General features: G+C 59.5%; 16 protein-coding genes. 3 read left to right on the plus strand and 13 right to left on the minus strand.

Annotation, left to right across the window (positions count from 1 at the left end; genetic code table 11):
* Positions 1-49 precede the first annotated feature (49 nt).
* Positions 50-253, plus strand: a complete 204-nt coding sequence (locus QQF73_RS17985; RefSeq protein ID WP_219868805.1) for a DUF6316 family protein — start codon at positions 50-52, stop codon at positions 251-253.
* 29 nt (positions 254-282) lie between these two features.
* On the opposite strand, the gene QQF73_RS17990 is transcribed toward QQF73_RS17985, so the two are convergent.
* From QQF73_RS17990 to glyA, 8 genes are all read right to left on the minus strand, one after another.
* On the minus strand, positions 283-810 hold the full coding sequence (locus tag QQF73_RS17990; RefSeq protein ID WP_285369047.1) for a phosphatidylglycerophosphatase A family protein: 528 nt from the start codon (positions 808-810) through the stop codon (positions 283-285).
* Complete coding sequence (gene thiL, locus QQF73_RS17995; protein ID WP_285369048.1) at positions 807-1763, minus strand: thiamine-phosphate kinase; 957 nt, start codon at positions 1761-1763, stop codon at positions 807-809. Before thiL ends, QQF73_RS17990 begins: the two co-directional genes overlap by 4 nt.
* 3 nt (positions 1764-1766) lie before the next feature.
* Positions 1767-2243, minus strand: coding sequence for a transcription antitermination factor NusB (nusB, locus tag QQF73_RS18000; protein ID WP_219868802.1), 477 nt, complete (start codon positions 2241-2243; stop codon positions 1767-1769).
* Positions 2243-2719 (minus strand): 6,7-dimethyl-8-ribityllumazine synthase, encoded by a 477-nt coding sequence (gene ribH, locus QQF73_RS18005; protein WP_219868801.1) that lies wholly within the window; start codon positions 2717-2719, stop codon positions 2243-2245. The genes nusB and ribH overlap by 1 nt, the downstream gene beginning before the upstream one ends.
* Positions 2720-2766: 47 nt before the next feature.
* Positions 2767-3882: a bifunctional 3,4-dihydroxy-2-butanone-4-phosphate synthase/GTP cyclohydrolase II gene (gene ribBA, locus QQF73_RS18010; RefSeq protein WP_219868800.1), complete on the minus strand. Its 1116-nt coding sequence runs from the start codon at positions 3880-3882 to the stop codon at positions 2767-2769.
* 64 nt (positions 3883-3946) lie between these two features.
* Positions 3947-5062, minus strand: coding sequence for a bifunctional diaminohydroxyphosphoribosylaminopyrimidine deaminase/5-amino-6-(5-phosphoribosylamino)uracil reductase RibD (gene ribD, locus QQF73_RS18015; RefSeq protein WP_219868799.1), 1116 nt, complete (start codon positions 5060-5062; stop codon positions 3947-3949).
* Complete coding sequence (gene nrdR, locus QQF73_RS18020; RefSeq protein ID WP_219868798.1) at positions 5059-5577, minus strand: transcriptional regulator NrdR; 519 nt, start codon at positions 5575-5577, stop codon at positions 5059-5061. The genes ribD and nrdR overlap by 4 nt, the downstream gene beginning before the upstream one ends.
* 75 nt (positions 5578-5652) lie before the next feature.
* Positions 5653-6906, minus strand: coding sequence for a serine hydroxymethyltransferase (gene glyA, locus QQF73_RS18025; protein WP_219868797.1), 1254 nt, complete (start codon positions 6904-6906; stop codon positions 5653-5655).
* A gap of 263 nt (positions 6907-7169) precedes the next feature.
* Between glyA and ettA the strand changes: the two genes are divergently transcribed.
* Together ettA and radA are read left to right on the plus strand one after the other, a co-directional pair.
* Entirely contained in the window at positions 7170-8831 is a 1662-nt protein-coding gene (ettA, locus tag QQF73_RS18030) for an energy-dependent translational throttle protein EttA (protein ID WP_219868796.1), read from the plus strand.
* A complete protein-coding gene (radA, locus tag QQF73_RS18035; RefSeq protein ID WP_285369049.1) occupies positions 8831-10207 on the plus strand; it encodes a DNA repair protein RadA in 1377 nt (458 codons plus the stop codon). Before ettA ends, radA begins: the two co-directional genes overlap by 1 nt.
* Positions 10208-10231: 24 nt before the next feature.
* Here the strand turns inward: radA and QQF73_RS18040 are convergent, their stop codons facing one another.
* The 5 genes from QQF73_RS18040 to QQF73_RS18060 all read right to left on the minus strand — a co-directional run.
* On the minus strand, positions 10232-10600 hold the full coding sequence (locus tag QQF73_RS18040; RefSeq protein ID WP_219868794.1) for a PilZ domain-containing protein: 369 nt from the start codon (positions 10598-10600) through the stop codon (positions 10232-10234).
* A 130-nt stretch (positions 10601-10730) separates the two neighbouring features.
* On the minus strand, positions 10731-11795 hold the full coding sequence (gene hemE, locus QQF73_RS18045) for a uroporphyrinogen decarboxylase (protein ID WP_219868793.1): 1065 nt from the start codon (positions 11793-11795) through the stop codon (positions 10731-10733).
* A 129-nt stretch (positions 11796-11924) separates the two neighbouring features.
* On the minus strand, positions 11925-13343 hold the full coding sequence (locus tag QQF73_RS18050; protein ID WP_219868842.1) for an FAD-dependent oxidoreductase: 1419 nt from the start codon (positions 13341-13343) through the stop codon (positions 11925-11927).
* Between the two features lie 77 nt (positions 13344-13420).
* Entirely contained in the window at positions 13421-17869 is a 4449-nt protein-coding gene (gltB, locus tag QQF73_RS18055; protein WP_285369050.1) for a glutamate synthase large subunit, read from the minus strand.
* Between the two features lie 214 nt (positions 17870-18083).
* Positions 18084-18413 (minus strand): SPOR domain-containing protein (locus QQF73_RS18060; RefSeq protein WP_285369051.1); only part of this gene is annotated, 330 nt, incomplete at its 5' end.

Here is an 18413-nt window from a genome sequence, read left to right on the forward strand (position 1 = left end):
AAATGTGGCGCCCGGTATGGACCAGATAGGATCGGGCACAGGAGAAGCTATGGACACCCAAAGCAGATCAGGGGAAGCAGGGCCAGTCCCCTTCAGAAGTAGCCGGTTCTTTTGCGTAGGCAGTAAGTGGTATTTCACCACTCGGGAAGGCTTTGACAGCGGCCCCTTTGCCTCAAGAGAGCGTGCGGAAACCGGCCTCAGGCGTTTTCTGCACGTTGTGAGGCTTTTACCGGAGGACCAGCAACTCCATTAAGGGGCCACGGAATTCCCGCATTAGTCCGTTCACACAATGACCGGCATCAACCATCGGTCAATGGCGAACATGGACGCCATCGCCATAAATCCCGCCACCACATCGTCAATCATTATGCCAAGACCACCGGGGAGCCGGTCATCGAGCCAACTGATCGGCCAGGGTTTGACCACATCGAACAGCCTGAAGAGCGCAAACGCCAGCAACACACCCGCGAGCTGGTCCGGGAACAGGCCCAGGGCAATCCACATTCCCACAAACTCGTCCCAGACAATGCCTCCGTGGTCGTGGACTTTCAGGTCCCGGGCGGTTTTTCCACACAACCAGATACCAACCAGAAAAGCCGCCAGAACGATGGCCCAGTAGACAGCTCCGGGCAGCCATGCAAAGGCATACCAGAAAGGGATGGCGGCCAGACTGCCCCAGGTTCCCGGTGCGCGCGCTGCCGCGCCACTACCGAAACCGAACGCAAGCAGATGGACCGGGTTCTTGAGGAACCCCGGCGGTAGCAATGCCTTCGGCAGATCCGGCTCGGGGAACTGATCCTCCTGACTCATGACTCTCTCCTGAAATGGTCGAACCCGGTGCCCGCATCGTCAATCTTTGCGCTGCCGCCGGTCAAACGCAGACCCGATTCGGCCTCAATTGCCCCGATCACCGTCAAATGCTGCCCTATTGCCTCGGGTACAGAGCTCCATCGAGAGGGGGGGATAGTCACGCACAATTCGTAGTCGTCACCGGCTCTCAATCCGAAGCCGAGTGCCTGATCGCCCTTTAGCCGGCGCAACGCAGGCGAAAGTGGAACCGTCGACAGGTCAATCGTGGCGCCCGCGCCGGAGGCTTCGAGCACATGTCCGAGATCTGCCAGCAGCCCATCCGAAATATCTATAGCCGAAGTCGCAATACCCGCAAGTGCCTGCCCCAGTTCCAAGCGTGGACAAGGATGATGGTAGCGTTTGAGCACCGCCTTCGCGTCGTCAGATGGCTGCTGCTCGTCCAGATAATCCAGCGCCGCGCCGGCGTCGCCAAGGGTCCCGGAGACACAGATCAGATCCCCCACTTGCGCACCTGAACGCCTTATTCCAGTCCCCCGTGGGACGGTACCGTGGACCTGAAGGCTCAGGGTCAAGGGTCCGCGGGTTGTATCGCCGCCGGCCAGCGACAGACGGAAGGTCCTGGCTGCGTCGGCAAGCCCGCGGGCGAAGTCTGACAACCACTGCTCATCTGCGGCGGGAAAGGTCAATGCGAGGGTGAAGCAAACGGGCTCCGCCCCCATCGCGGCCAGATCACTGGCGGCAGCCGCAAGAGCCCGCCAGGCAAGATGGTCGGCCGGAAAGGCCTCGGGGAAATGGATGCCCTCCACCACAGTATCGATGGAGAACACCAGATCGTGATCAGCAGGAATTCGCTGAATGGCGCAGTCATCCCCCGGCCCGAGCATCAACGCGCCGCTGGGAAGCGAGTCCGCTATCGGCTGGAAATACCGACGGATCAGCTCGAATTCGCCCATACCCTATCGGGGACGCGTCTCGGCCAGGCGTAAACGGCGACTGAGCTTGTCCAGAATGCTGTTTACAAACTTATGCCCCTCCGTACCGCCAAAGCGCTTGGCCATTTCGATGCCTTCGTTGATCACCACCTTGTAGGGAACGTCCAATCGGTGCTTCAACTCATAGGCGCCCAGGCGCACAATGGCCAACTCAATGGGATCGACTTCGTGAAGCGGACGGTCAAGAAAAGGTTCCAGGAGCTTATCCAGGTCGGCCTGCTCGCGATGCACACCACGGAGCAAGTCGCGGAAATACAGCTGGTCTACCTTGCTCATGTCGTTATCGACCATGAACTCGGCTTCAATATCCGAGATCGAGCTCTTGCTGAAATGTCGCTGATACAGGCCCTGCATCGCCAGCGCGCGCGCACGGCGACGGTCGCCCGCTTTAGGCTGACCGGTCGGCGCCGGCTGGGGGGTGTTGTCGTCAGTTGCGCTCATTACTCACCCAGTTTCTTGAACAGGCTGACCATTTCCAGCGCAGTAATCGCCGCTTCGGCGCCTTTATTACCGGCCTTGGTGCCTGAACGCTCAATGGCCTGCTCGATGGAATCCACGGTCAGAACGCCGAAGGTAACCGGCACATCGGTCTCGAGGCTGACCGCCCCCAAACCACTGGCTGCCTCACCCGCAACATACTCGAAATGCGGCGTACCACCGCGGATCACAGCGCCAAGCGCGATAATGGCGTCGTAGTTCGAAGTCTCGGCCACACGCTTTACGGCCAGCGGCATCTCGTAGGCACCCGGTACCCGGATAATGACAATGTCATCGTCGGAAATCCCGTGGCGACGCAGGGTGTCGATGGCACCTTCAACCAGGCTCTCGACGACGAAGCCATTAAACCGGCCCACCACCAGTGCGTAACGACCGCTGCACTGGGTAAAGTCACCTTCAATTACTTTGATATCTGCCATGCATGGCTCCTTAACGGGTCAGGGCACTAAGGCCCTGACCGGGTTCATCATTCGGGGGTATAGGGAACGTATTCAACCACTTCCAGATCAAAACCGGAGATGGCGGAGAACTTGATCGGCGGGCTCAACAGGCGCATCTTGCCGACACCGATATCCCGCAAAATCTGCGAGCCGGTGCCGACCGTGAAATAGACGCCGGAGCTGCCCTTTCCAGCGGAGCCCTGCCCCTCGTCAAAGAACTCGTGGATGCGATCTTCCAGGTTGTAGCTGTCTTCTGCACTGTTCAGCAGCACCACGACACCCTTGCCTTCTGCGGCCACTTTTTCCAGGGCATGGTGCAAAGGCCAGCTGCGGGAATCCTTGCGGCGGGCACCCAACAGGTCTCTCAGCGTGTCGGTGATGTGCACGCGGACGTGAACCGGTTCGTCAGCACTGATCTCTCCCATGACCATGGCCAGATGGGTGGAGCCCTGGATGTTGTCCCGGTAGGTCCGCAGGCTGAACTCGCCATACTCGGTGTCCAGCTTGTTTTCTTCCACACACTCGATGGTGCGCTCGTTCATGGTGCGGTAGTGAATCAGGTCGGCGATGGTGCCAATCTTGAGATCGTGCTCCTCCGCAAAACGCTCGAGATCCTCCCGACGGGCCATGGAGCCATCGTCGTTCATGATCTCGCAAATGACACCCGCCGGCTCTGAGCCGGCCAGTGCCGCCAGATCACAGGAAGCCTCCGTATGCCCGGCGCGGCTGAGCACACCACCCGGATCCGCCATCAACGGAAAGATGTGACCCGGCTGAACCAGATCCGACGCCTTGGCGTCACGGGCGACTGCAGCCTGTACGGTACGGGCACGATCGGCGGCGGAGATGCCAGTCGTTACGCCTTCTTTGGCCTCAATCGACAGCGTGAACTTGGTGCCGAATCCCGAGGCATTCTGCTGCACCATCAGCGGAAGCCCCAACTGCTCGCAGCGATCACGGGTCATAGGCATACAGATAAGGCCCCGACCGAAGCGCGCCATGAAATTGATGGCTTCAGCCGAGCAGTGTTCGGCAGCCATCACCAGGTCGCCTTCGTTTTCGCGATCCTCGTCGTCCATCAGGATGACCATCTTGCCCTGACGGATGTCTTCAATAATGTCTTCAATGCTGTTCAGTGCCATACGGTTTTGCACCCTTGCGGCTGGCCCGCAGCCACTGACTGTCGGGACACCGTGAATTTAATGATTACCGGCGTGCCAGGATCAAGCGCTGATCCTCACCCACCTGACGTCGATCCAGCACCTTCCACTGCACCTTGTCTGCCATCGATTCCAGTGGCAAATGCGCGGTAGGTCGCCCAGTGCTGCCCAGAAAGACCGGGGCCTGATAGAGCCAGAGCTCATCCACCAGGCCTTCGCTGATAAACGTTCCCGCGAGCGTCGGGCCTGCTTCCACCAGTAATTCATTGATGCCCAGCTCGCCAAGGGAGTCCAGCAGTTCCGCGACATCAATGCCGTTATCTTTCCAGGCCACCCCGTTGATGCTGATGCCAAGGGCGGCCAGGTCCTGGGCGGGCGCCGTCGCCAGTGTGGACGAGGCGCAGAACACCTGGACGTTGCCGCCCTGCAGGATGTTTGCGGAAGGCGGTGTCCGGGCATCCCTATCAGCGATCACCCGCAGTGGCTGCCGGGACGGTTCGGTGGCATCGCCAATGTCGCCCAGCTCCTCTCTTCTGACCGTGAGCGATGGATCGTCGGCCAGCACCGTGCCGACGCCGGTGACAATGGCATCGCTGATCGCCCTCAGACGCTGGACATCCCGACGGGCTTCACCACCGGTAATCCACTGACTCTCGCCGGAGGCCATCGCCGTGCGGCCATCGAGACTGGCGGCCATCTTCAGGCGCACCCAGGGGCGGCCGGTATTCATGCGTTTCATGAAACCCGGATTCAGTCGAGCGGCTTCGTCCGCCAATAACCCTTCGGTGACCTGAATGCCAGATTCACGCAGTAACTCAAGACCGCGCCCGGATACCGACGGATTGGGGTCCTTGGTGGCCGCAAACACATGGGCCACACCCGCGTCGATCAGTGCCCTTGCGCAGGGCGGCGTCCGCCCGAAATGGCTGCATGGCTCAAGCGTCACATAAGCCGTTGCGCCGCGAGCCGACGGCCCAGCCTGGCTCAAAGCACGGATTTCTGCATGGGCTTCCCCGGCCCGCTCGTGCCACCCCTCACCGAGGATTTCGTTGCCACGGGCGATAACACAGCCAACCCTGGGGTTCGGATGCGTTGAATAGCGGCCGCGCCAGGCAAGCTGGACGGCCCGCGCCATCATGGCCCGGTCACGAACTTCGGTCATGCTTTTCCTTTCGCCGAATGGTTATCGGCCAGCGCCTTGGCGACATCCACAGCATTCTCGCCGTTGGTCGCCGACAGCCGCTCAATCTCTTCCTTGAACTCGTTGATGTCCTGGAAGCTGCGGTAAACCGACGCAAAACGGACGTAGGCAACCTTGTCGAGCTGTCGCAACTCGGTCATCACCTCCTCACCCAACTGCATTGACTTGACCTCCCGCTCGCCGGTCGCACGGAGCCGGTATTTGATGCGATTCAAAGCCGCATCAATTTGCTCGATGCTTACCGGACGTTTTTCCAGCGCTTTCATGATGCCGGATCGAAGCTTTTCCTCGTCGAAGGGCTGGCGGATGCCGTCTTGCTTGACGACGCGGGGCATCACCAGTTCAGCAGTCTCAAATGTGGTGAAGCGCTCATGGCACGACAGGCATTCCCGACGGCGACGCACCTGATCGCCCTCGGCAACGAGGCGCGAGTCAATTACCTTGGTATCTGCTTCACCACAGAAGGGACAATGCATAGTCAGAAACTCCGGAGAGGAGGTCAGCGTCGGACGCCCATTTATGCGTCCGACGCATCAGGTCTTGCCTGAATTTTAGCCGTAGACCGGGAATCGGGCACACAGAGCAGCAACCTGCTCGCGCACGCGGGTATTCACGGCTTCGTCTTCAAGGTTGTCGAGGATGTCACAGATCCAGCCCGCCAGGTCACGGCACTCGGATTCGCCGAAACCACGAGTGGTAATGGCCGGCGTGCCGATACGCAGACCGGAGGTGACAAACGGCGAACGCGGGTCATTGGGCACCGCATTCTTGTTGACCGTGATGTGTGCACGGCCAAGCGCCGCATCCGCATCCTTGCCGGTGATGTCCTGCTTGATCAGGCTGAGCAGGAACAGGTGGTTCTTGGTGCCACCGGACACTACGTCATAGCCACGCTCAATAAACACCTGAGCCATGGCACTGGCGTTCTTGACCACTTGCTGCTGATAGGCTTTGAACTCATCGCTCATGGCTTCCTTGAAGCAGACAGCCTTGGCAGCAATGACGTGCATCAGGGGACCACCCTGACCACCAGGGAACACCGCGGAGTTCAGTTTCTTTTGCAGGTCGGCGTCGTCACAGGCCAGGATCAGACCACCACGGGGACCGCGCAAAGTCTTGTGGGTGGTAGTCGCCACAACGTGGGCGTGCGGTATCGGGTCAGGATAAACACCCGCCGCAACAAGGCCTGCCACGTGCGCCATGTCGACGAACAGGTAGGCGCCCACCTTGTCAGCGATCTCGCGGAAACGGGCAAAGTCCAGTTCCTGGGAGTAGGCCGAGAAGCCGGCGATGATCATCTTCGGCTTGTGCTCAACGGCCAGGGCCTCAACTTCGTCGTAGTCGATCAATCCGGTTTCCGGGTTCAGGCCATACTGAACGGCGCTGTAGATCTTGCCGGAGAAGTTTACGCTGGCACCGTGGGTCAGGTGCCCCCCATGGGCCAGGCTCATGCCCAGAACGGTATCGCCGGGCTTCAGCAGCGCCATGAACACCGCGGAATTGGCCTGGGAGCCGGAATGCGGTTGCACGTTGGCATACGCTGCACCGAACAGTTGCTTGGCGCGATCAATCGCCAGCTCTTCGGCGATATCCACGTACTCACAGCCACCGTAGTAGCGCTTGCCGGGGTAGCCTTCTGCATACTTGTTGGTCAGCACGCTGCCCTGCGCTTCCATCACGCGCGGGCTGGTGTAGTTCTCGGATGCAATCAGCTCGATGTGAGCTTCCTGGCGTTTCTCTTCCGCCTGCATGGCGTTCCAGAGTTCGTCGTCAAAGCCGGCGATTTTCATATCACGGTTAAACATGGATGCGCTGCCTCTGTGTGCTTGGCTGACCCGGAGAGCTTTGGATATTTCCACAGGCTCCCTGAAAAATTGGGCCGCTATTCTATCTTACAAATGGGTAAAAAATCATCTTTTATAGGCCCCGCGGGGCCTCCGCAGAAACCGTCACACCGCAACCCGCGATTTCCCTCAATTGCTATAGCTTTCCGGTTTCGCTACCTTACGAGGCTTATCTGCGAGTTCCTTTTATTTACCTCGGATTACAACAGAGGACATAGCCCGTTATGGCCCAGTATGTATACAGCATGAACCGCGTGGGCAAGGTGGTTCCGCCCAAGCGTGAAATCCTCAAGGACATTTCCCTGAGCTTCTTCCCGGGCGCCAAGATCGGTGTCCTCGGCCTCAACGGCTCCGGTAAGTCCACTCTGCTCCGGATTATGGCGGGCGTGGACCAGGATTACATCGGTGAGGCCCGGCCGCAGCCGGGCATCAACGTGGGCTATCTGCCCCAGGAGCCGGAACTGGATGACACCAAGACGGTCAAGGAAATCGTCGACGAGGCGGTTTCCGGCGTGCACGACGCGCTGGCCGAGCTGGACAAGGTATACGCCGCCTATGCCGAGCCGGATGCCGACTTCGACGCCCTCGCCAAGAAACAGGGCGAGCTCGAGGCCTTCATCCAGGCCACCGACGGCCACGACATTGAACGCAAGATGGAAGTGGCCGCCGACGCCCTGCGGCTGCCGGCGTGGGACCAGAAGGTCACGAATCTGTCCGGTGGTGAGCGTCGCCGGGTTGCACTCTGCCGCCTGCTGCTTTCCGGGCCCGACATGCTGTTGCTGGACGAGCCCACCAACCACCTCGACGCGGAATCCGTTGCCTGGCTCGAGCGCTTCCTGCATGACTACAGCGGGACAGTGGTTGCCATCACCCACGACCGCTACTTCCTGGACAACGTGGCCGGCTGGATCCTGGAACTGGACCGGGGCCAGGGCATCCCGTTCGAGGGCAACTACAGCCAGTGGCTGGAGAACAAGGAGAAGCGCCTGGAAATGGAGTCCAAGCAGGAAGCGGCGCACCAGAAGGCCGTCAAGCACGAGCTCGAGTGGGTTCGCAGCAATGCCAAGGGCCGACAGTCCAAGAGCAAGGCCCGTCTGGCCCGCTTCGAGGAAATGAGCTCCCAGGAGTTCCAGAAGCGTAACGAGACCAACGAGCTGTATATCCCACCGGGCCCACGTCTCGGCGACAAGGTGATTGAGGTGGACGGCATCAGCAAGTCGTTCGATGACCGCCTGCTGTACGAAGACGTGTCATTCCGCGTGCCGCCTGGCGCTATTGTCGGCATTATCGGTGGTAACGGCGCCGGTAAATCCACCCTGTTCAAGATGATTGCCGGTTACGACAAGCCCGATTCCGGTGAGATTGTCGTCGGTGAGACCGTCGAGCTGGCCTACGTCGACCAGATGCGCGACCTTGATGGCGACAAGACCGTCTGGGAAGAGCTGTCCGATGGCAACGACATCATCAAGGTGGGCAATTACGAGACCCCCTCCCGGGCCTACGTCGGGCGCTTCAACTTCAAGGGCAGCGACCAGCAGAAGCGCGTAGGCGACCTCTCCGGTGGTGAACGCAACCGCCTGCACCTGGCCAAGCTCCTGAAACAGGGTGGCAACGTGCTGCTGCTGGATGAACCGACCAACGACCTCGACGTCGAGACCCTGCGGGCCCTGGAAGAAGCACTGCTCAACTTCCCGGGCGCGGCGCTGGTCATCTCCCACGACCGCTGGTTCCTGGACCGTGTAGCCACGCACATCCTGGCGTTCGAGGACGATGGCGAGGTGGTGTACTTCGAGGGCAACTTCAGCGAATACGATGAAGACCACAAGAAGCGTAAGGGCGACTCGGCCATGGTGCCGCAGCGCATGAAGTACAAGAAGCTGGCCTGATGGCAAAAACCAGGACCGCCTATGTCTGCACCGAGTGCGGTGCAGACTATTCCAAATGGCAGGGCCAGTGCACGGCCTGCCAGGCCTGGAATACCGTCAGCGAAGTTCGCGGCGTCAGCAACGCCACCAAAGGTGCCCGGGGTGCCCGCTTTGAGGGGTTCGCCGGCAGCCTGTCCGAGATCAAGAGCCTGGACGACGTCAGCCTGGCCGAACAGCCCCGGATCAGCTCCGGTATGCAGGAGTTTGACCGGGTGCTGGGCGGGGGCCTGGTTGAAGGCTCGGCCGTCCTGATGGGCGGCCATCCCGGCGCCGGCAAAAGCACCCTCCTGCTGCAGGCGGTCTGCCACCTGGCAGCCAGTGTTCCGGCCCTCTACGTGACGGGGGAGGAATCCCTGCAGCAGGTGGCCATGCGTGCCAAGCGCCTGGGGTTGCCCACCGGCGACCTGAAAATGCTGTCAGAAACCAGCGTTGAGCGGGTGATGCAAGTAGCAGAGGCCGAAAGGCCCCGCATTCTGGTGGTCGACAGTATCCAGGTCATGCACGTGGCGGAGATTGAGTCGGCACCTGGTTCGGTGTCCCAGGTTCGCGAAAGCGCCGCCTACCTGACCCGGTTCGCGAAACAGACCGGCACCATCCTGTTCCTGGTTGGGCACGTCACCAAGGACGGCAGCCTGGCGGGACCGAAAGTCCTCGAGCACATGATCGACTGCTCCATTTTGCTGGAAGGCTCCAGCGACAGCCGTTACCGCACGCTTCGGGGCATCAAGAACCGGTTTGGCGCAGTGAACGAGCTCGGGGTGTTCGCGATGCTCGAACAGGGTCTCAAGGAAGTTAAAAACCCGAGCGCCATTTTCCTGAACCGGGGTGAGGAGGCTGCGCCCGGAAGCGTGGTGATGGTGGTCTGGGAAGGCACGCGGCCGATGCTGGTGGAGATCCAGGCCCTGGTGGACATGGCCCAGGGCGGTTACCCGCGCCGGGTTGCGGTTGGCCTGGACCAGAACCGGCTGGCCATGCTGCTGGCCGTACTGCACCGTCACGGGGGTATGCACGTATCGGATCAGGATGTGTTTGTGAACGTGGTCGGCGGCGTGAAGGTGAACGAAACCAGCGCCGATCTCGCGCTGCTGGCCGCTATCGTTTCCTCGTTTCGGGATCGCTCCCTGCCCCAGGATCTGGTGATCTTTGGCGAAGTGGGTTTATCGGGCGAGATTCGGCCGGTGCCCAGTGGCCAGGAGCGGATTTACGAGGCGGCGAAGCACGGCTTTACCCGGGCACTGGTGCCCAAGGCCAATGCTCCTCGCAAGGACATCGCGGGCATGAAGGTGATACCGGTTACCAAGCTGAGTGACGCCCTCTCCGCCCTTGAGGAACTCTAGAGCAACCGCAAGGCCGGACCCTCCTCACTCAATCAGATGGGCAAACTCTCTCTCCAGCAGCGCCTGGTCACCGAGATTGAGCTCGACCAGGCGCTTGAGATGAGTAGCACTCTCCAGGTCGATGTACTGGCATTTGAAGCCAAGCCGGTGCGGCTCCACGTGCCGCAACTCCACGGCCATGACAATGGCCGCTTCATGTTCGTTCAGGTGAACAATCACCTCACACGGCTGCATGAGCGGCACATCCCAGCCTTCCGGCCGCTTGACCAGAACCCCTTTGAGGGAAATATCCAGCACTTCGGTTGCCCAGACACGATCCAGGCAATGCAACTCGCAGGGGGCATCGAACTCGATGCGATGGAATCGGCGTTTTTCGGGGGGCTTGGAGGGCAAGTGGCTACTCCTGTCGACCAGTCTTGTTTTAACTGACTATAGACTGGACAGGAGGCCACATCCACCGGGATTATCCGGAAGGGAGGCGTGCCTCCCAAAGCTTGCGCTCCGGGAGGCAAAATATCGTCAGTTAACGATGATATTCGGGGCTCAGTTCAACCACGGCCTCAATGAACGCCTTGGCATGGTCGGGATCAACGTCAGGCGTAATGCCATGCCCAAGATTGAACACGTGGCCGGTACCGGAGCCAAAGCGCCGAAGAATATCTGCCACTTCCTGACGAATGCGCGCCGGCGGCGCATAGAGCATGGCCGGGTCCATATTGCCCTGAAGCGTGACACGATCACCAATGCGAGCGCGGGCGTTGCCGATATCGGTGGTCCAGTCGAGACCAACGGCGTCGGCACCGGTATCAGCGATCGACTCCAGCCACTGACCACCGTTCTTGGTAAAGAGAATGACCGGGATATGACGGCCATCGCGCTCGCGAATCAGACCATCCACAATTTTCTTCATGTAGCGCAGCGAAAATTCCTCATAGGCCCAGCTGCTTAGCACACCGCCCCACGTGTCGAAAATCTGCACCGCCTGGGCACCGGCCTTGATCTGACCGTTGAGGTAGTCGACCACCGAATCAGCCAGGTGGTCGAGCAGGCGATGCATGACGTCGGGCTGACCGTACATCAGTTTCTTGGCTTCCCGGAAATCCTTGGAAGAGCCGCCCTCAATCATGTAGGTGGCCAGGGTCCAGGGGCTGCCGGAGAACCCGATCAGTGGAACGCTACCATTGAGCGCGCCGCGAATCGTGGACACCGCGTTCATGACATAGTCCAGGTCCACCTCAGCGTTTAAGGTAGGCAGTGCTGCCACATCGGCCTCGGAGCGGATGGTGCGCTTGAACTTCGGGCCCTCACCGGTTTCAAAATACAACCCCAGACCCAGGGCGTCGGGGATGGTGAGGATGTCGGAGAACAGAATGGCGGCGTCCAGCGGATAACGCTCCAGCGGCTGAAGCGTCACCTCGCAGGCGAGCGGCGTGTTCTTGCACAGACTGAGAAAGTCGCCGGCCTTGGCGCGTGTTGCCCGGTACTCCGGAAGGTAACGGCCAGCTTGCCGCATCATCCATACGGGCGTCCGGTCAACTGGCTGGCGCATGAGTGCGCGCAGGAAGCGATCATTTTTCAGCTCGGTCATAACAAGTCCAGCGTTCTCAGTCAGTAAATGGTGCTGTGGAATGGGGAGCAATGATACCCCGTTCGCCACAATAAAAAAGGGCGGCTTACCCTTAGTAAGCCGCCCTTCTGATCGGGATCAAGCCTGCCCTCAGATATCCAGGTAGTCCATGATACCTTCGGCAGCCTGACGGCCTTCCCAGATAGCGGTTACGACCAGGTCGGAGCCCCGGACCATATCACCACCGGCGAAGATTTTGGGGTTACTGGTCTGGAAGGCAAAGTCGGACTCTTCAGGCGCCGACACCCGGCCTGAATCGTCGGTACCGATCTTCAGTTCGTCGAACCAGTCGGCCGGACTCGGGCGGAAGCCGAAGGCAACCAGCACGGCATCTGCCGGGATCACTTCCTCGCTTCCGGGAACCACCTCGGGGCGGCGCCGACCGTTCTCATCAGGCTCACCCAACTGGGTGGAGACAACCTTGACGCCCTCAACCCGGTCCTCGCCGATAATGGCAATCGGCTGGCGGTTGAACAGAAACTTGACGCCCTCTTCCTTGGCGTTGGCCACCTCACGACGTGAGCCCGGCATGTTCGCCTCATCCCGGCGATAGGCGCAGGTTACGCTCTCGGCCTGTTGCCGGATGGAAGTACGGTTGCAGTCCATGGCGGTATCGCCACCACCGAGAACCACGACACGCTTGCCCTTCATATCGATGAATTCGGAGGCGTCCTTCTCGAAACCGAGACGGCGATTGACGTTCGATACCAGGAACGGAAGGGCGTCGTAGACACCCGGCAGGTTTTCACCCGGGAATCCGCCCTTCATGTAGGTGTAGGTACCCATGCCCATGAACACGGCATCGTACTCATCAATGATGTCCTGCAGCCTGACATCCTTGCCCACCTCGGTGGACAGACGGAATTCCACGCCCATTTCCTCGAACACCTTGCGGCGACGGGTCATGACAGATTTTTCCAGCTTGAACTCGGGAATACCGAAGGTGAGCAGGCCTCCGATTTCCGGATAGATGTCGAACACCACCGGCTTCACACCATTGCGCACCAGCACATCGGCGCAACCCAGGCCAGCGGGGCCGGCACCGATGACCGCCACTTTCCGGTCGGTCCATTTGACGGCGGACATATCCGGCTTCCAGCCCAGAGCGAACGCGGTGTCGGTGATGTATTTCTCGACCGAACCAATGGTGACGGCTCCATAGCCATCGTTCAGGGTGCAGGCACCCTCGCACAGACGGTCCTGGGGACAAACCCGGCCACAAACTTCAGGAAGCGAGTTGGTGTGATGACACAACTCGACAGCCCGCATGATGTTGCCTTCGGAAACCAGCTTCAGCCAGTTCGGAATGTAGTTATGAACCGGGCACTTCCACTCACAGTACGGGTTACCGCATTCCAGGCAGCGATGGGCCTGGTTCGCGGCGTTGTCCGCGGTATACGGATGGTAGATTTCACCAAATTCCTGCTTTCGCTTCCTGGCCGGTACCTTCTTCGGGTCAATCCGTCCTACTTCGACAAACTGGAAGTCGTTACTCAGTCGTTCTTTCATCATGATGCTCTCATCAGCTCAATTTCGACCAGGGCACCCCCCCGGGGCACCCCAAAACCCTGTTTGACCCGGTTCATTTATTCTGGACGCGCCCGGGTGCTGGCTAGCAGGCTGCGAAGATTGGCAGCCTTGGGTTTAACCAGCCAGAAACGGCCGATGTAGTCGTCGAAATTCTCAAGAATGTGCTCTGCCCACTCACTGCCCGTCTCCGAGATGTGCTCACGAATCACACCGCGCAGATGGTTGCGGTAGGACTCCATGTCTTCACTCGAAATCCGCTGGATTTCAACGAGCTCATGGTTGTACTTGTCCACAAAGGTGTTGTTCTCGTCCAACACGTAGGCAAAACCACCGGTCATACCAGCGCCAAAGTTATGGCCGGTAACACCCAGGACAGTGATCAAGCCACCTGTCATGTATTCACAACAATGGTCACCGGCACCCTCCACAACGGCGTGGGCACCGGAATTACGAACGGCGAAGCGCTCACCGGCCGTACCTGCGGCAAACAACTTGCCCCCGGTGGCACCGTAGAGGCAGGTGTTGCCAACAATGGACGTTTCCTGGGTTTTGAATGAACTGCCACGGGGCGGCTTCACAACCAGCTTGCCACCGGTCATGCCTTTGCCCACGTAATCGTTGGCATCGCCCTCAAGGATAAGATTCAGGCCACCGACGTTCCAGACGCCAAAGCTCTGGCCCGCGGTTCCGGTAAGGTCGAGAGTAATCGGCGCGTCCACCATGCCTTGGTTACCGTGCTTGGCGGCAATCTCACCCGAGAGGCGAGCGCCAATGGAACGGTCGCAGTTGGTCACCCGGTAGGACCAGGCCCCGCCCGATTTGTTCTCGATCGCCGCCGCGGTGTCCTTGACCATCTGCTCGGCCAGGGTGCCCTTGTCGAACGGATGATTGCGCTCGACCTGACAGGTCTGAGGCTTGTCGGCAGGGATATGGTCGTTGGACAACAGACGCGAGAGATCCAGCTTTTTCTGCCGCTCGGTATCACCCGGCAGGCGCTCCAGCAGGTCAACTCGACCGACCAGTTCCTCCAGGCTCCGAACGCCCAGCTTGGCCATCCACTCCCGGGTTTCTTCCGCGACGAAGCGGAAGAAGTTCATGGCCATTTCGACCGTACCCTTGAAATGTTCCTCTCGCAGGTGCTCATTCTGGGTAGCGACACCCGTTGCGCAGTTGTTCAGGTGACAGATTCGCAGGTACTTGCAGCCCAGCGCCACCATCGGGGTGGTACCGAACCCGAAGCTCTCGGCTCCCAGAATGGCGCCCTTGACCACATCCAGGCCGGTCTTGATGCCACCGTCAGTCTGCAAGCGAATCTTACCCCGCAGGTCATTCGCCCGAAGCGCCTGCTGGGTTTCGGTCAGCCCCAGTTCCCAGGGCGAGCCAGCGTACCGGATGGACGTCAACGGACTGGCCGCCGTGCCACCGTCGTAACCGGATACGGTGATCAGGTCGGCGTAGGCCTTGGCCACGCCGGCGGCGATGGTACCGACGCCCGGCTCGGACACCAGTTTCACCGACACCAGGGCTGACGGGTTGACCTGCTTTAGATCAAAGATCAGCTGGGCCAGATCCTCAATCGAGTAAATATCGTGGTGCGGCGGTGGCGAGATCAGGGTCACTCCCGGCACCGAATAGCGCAGGCGTGCGATCAGGTCATTCACCTTACCGCCGGGCAGCTGCCCGCCCTCACCCGGCTTGGCGCCCTGGGCGACTTTTATCTGCATGACATCGGCACTGCGCAGATACTCAGCAGTTACCCCGAAACGACCCGAGGCAACCTGCTTGATCTTTGATCGCTTCTCAGTGCCATATCGGGCCGGATCCTCACCGCCCTCACCAGAATTCGAGCGACCGCCCAGGGTATTCATGGCAACAGCCAGAGCCTCGTGCGCTTCGGGAGACAGGGCACCCAGGGACATGGCCGCGGAATCGAAGCGAGGGAAGATGTTCTCAACCGGCTCGACGTCATCCAGATCAATGGCCTTGAGGTCCTTACGGAAACCCAGCAAATCGCGCAGTGTGGAGACCGGCCGCTCGTTAACCAAGCCTGCGTACTCCTTGTAGTGACCGTAATCACCACTGGTCACTGCTTCCTGAAGTTTTCCGACAACATCCGGGTTGAACGCATGGTATTCCTGGCCATGGACGTACTTCAGCAACCCACCCTGGGAAATCGGCTTGCGCGGCTTCCAGGCGACAGCGGCCAGCTGTTCCTGATCCTGCTGGAAATCGAAGAAGCTGGCACCCTGGATACGGCTTGGGACTCCCTTGAAGCAAAGATCGACGACCTCGTCGGCCAGACCAATCGCCTCGAACAACTGGGCGCCCCGATAAGAGGTCATCGTTGAGATACCCATCTTCGACAGGATTTTCAGCAGGCCCTTGTTGATGCCTTTGCGATAGTTGTTCTTGGCCTCAATCGGGTCCATGAGCAACTCGCCGGTGCGGATCAGGTCATTCAGAACCTGATAGGCAAGATACGGATAGACTGCAGTCGCGCCAAAGCCGAACAGCACAGCGAAATGGTGCGGGTCACGCGCCCAGCCGGTTTCCACAAGGATGTTGGAGTCGCAGCGCAGCCCCTGGGCAACCAGATGGTGGTGAACGGCGCCGGTTGCCATCATGGAACTTACGGGCAGCTCGCCTTCCTTCAGGTCCTTGTCCGTCAGAACCAGAATCACCTTGCCGTCGCGTACTGCCTGCTCGGCTTCCTCGCACACCCGTCGAATCGCCTGCTCGAGGCCTTGCTCGGGCCGATAGCTCATCGAAATACGGGCGACTTCGAAGCCCGGGCGATCGTTGTTGGTGATCTTGAGGAACTTGGCCGGAGACAGAACCGGCGTGGTCAGAATAATCCGGTCAGCATGCTCCGCGGTTTCTTCGAAAACGTTACGCTCGGCCCCGAGACAGGTTTCCAGTGACATCACAATGGATTCGCGCAGCGGGTCAATTGCCGGGTTGGTCACCTGGGCGAACTTCTGTCGGAAGTAGTCCGCCACGTGACGCACCTTGCTGGACAGGACCGCCATGGGGGTGTCATCGCCCATGGAACCGACCGCTTCCTGGCCGTTTTCGGCCAGCGGACGAAGCACTTGATCACGCTCTTCGAAAGACACCATGAACATCTTCTGATGAATCAGGAGTTCATCCGCGTCCATCAGCTTGAATTCAGGCGTTTCCTGATTGAGGGTGGTTTCCACGCGCAGCGCGTTCTCCCGCAACCATCTCTTGTAGGGTTGTGCAGACTTCAGCCGCTGATCGACGTCTTTGGTATGAAGCACTTCTCCAGACTCGGTATCAATCGCCAGCATCTGTCCCGGCCCGACACGACCTTTGGCCACCACATCATCCGGATGGTAGTCGTAGGTGCCGATCTCAGAGGCCAGGGTGATGAAGTCGTCCTTGGTAATAACCCAGCGCGCAGGGCGAAGACCATTGCGGTCCAGCATACAGACCGCATAGCGGCCATCGGACATTACCAGGCCGGCCGGACCGTCCCAGGGTTCCATGTGCATGGAGTTGTATTCGTAGAACGCCCGAAGCTCCGAGTCCATGCTGTCGACGTTCTGCCAGGCAGGCGGAATCATCATTCGCACCGCTCGGAACAGATCAACACCGCCGGCCAGCAGTACCTCCAGCATGTTGTCCATGCTGGATGAGTCAGAACCGGTCAGGTTGACCAGAGGCTGAAGCGTCTGGAGATCCGGAAGGTCCGGGGAACTGAACTTGGCAGCACGGGCAATGGCCCAGTTCCGGTTCCCGTCAACGGTGTTGATTTCACCGTTGTGGGCGAGGTACCGGAACGGCTGCGCCAGAGGCCAGCGAGGCATGGTGTTCGTTGAAAAGCGCTGGTGGAAAACGCAGATGGCGGTTTCCAGATCCGGGTCGCCAAGATCTTTGTAGAAGTTGGCCAGATCCGCCGGCATCATCAGCCCTTTATAGGCCAGCGTCCGGTGCGAGAGGCTACAGATGTAGAACTCGGAATCGTCGACCATGTCGCGCTCGGCATGCCGACGGCCCACAAACAGGCTGATTGCGAACTCTTTTTCGGCCTTGCCAGCAGGAACAACAAAAACCTGTTCAATGCGCGGCAGACAATCAAGGGCCATGGGGCCGAGGCAGCTGTCGTCTACTGGCACCTCGCGCCAGCCCATGATCTCAAGGCCCTGCTCGGTCAGGCGTTTCTCAATCGCAGCACGGCCAGCCTCTGCCTTGGCGCTGTCCGGGTTAAGAAACACCTGGCCCACGGCAAACAGATCGCCTGGCTCCTTGCCAAAGGCCGTCTTGGCAGCCTTCTTCAGGAATGTGTCCGGGCTCTGGATCAGGAGGCCACAACCATCGCCGGTCTTCCCGTCTGCAGCGATACCACCTCGGTGGGTCATGCAGGTCAGCGACTCGATGGCAGTTTGCAACAACTTGTGGCTGGCCTCGCCTTTCATGTGGGCGATCAGACCGAATCCGCAGTTGTCCCTGAATTCGTCGGGATGATACAAACCTGTCATCATAAGCGTTCTCTCGCGTAGAAATGCTTTTCAATCAAAGAGTTAATCGGCACAAAACCGAATACCCACCCTTTGACACTGAAAATGGGGGCTGGCTATTTTACACACGTAGAAATACGTACTCAAATGAGAGTGAAGCTATTTTGGGGAAAAGGAACCGGTTTTCCCAACCGGGAGGCTTATGGAACAACGAGTTATCCCATTTTAAAAAATGCCGCTATAAACCTTCGGCGGAACGAATCCAGGGTGACTGGCCCCTCAAGGCCTGAGGCAATTCCGACACTGCGTTCTGAGCTGCAGTCCTCGTCTGGTATTGTCCATATATTACCATAAACCAGGGTTCACCATTTCGCTCACCCCGGGTGTAGACGGCATCCTTTAATTCTGGGTAACGCTCAAGAGCCGTCAAGGCGGTTTGTTCGAGGTTTCCGGCCACAAGTTGGATGGTGAGTCCGTTTCGGGCCCTCAGATCATCAATGGCGACAAACCTGGATTCGTTACCGGGTCTGAATTCAGGTTCGGACTGGGAAATCGCCTTCACGTCTGG

It is taken from the genome of Marinobacter albus (genome assembly GCF_030238305.1).
GTDB classification, from domain to species: Bacteria; Pseudomonadota; Gammaproteobacteria; order Pseudomonadales; family Oleiphilaceae; genus Marinobacter; species Marinobacter albus.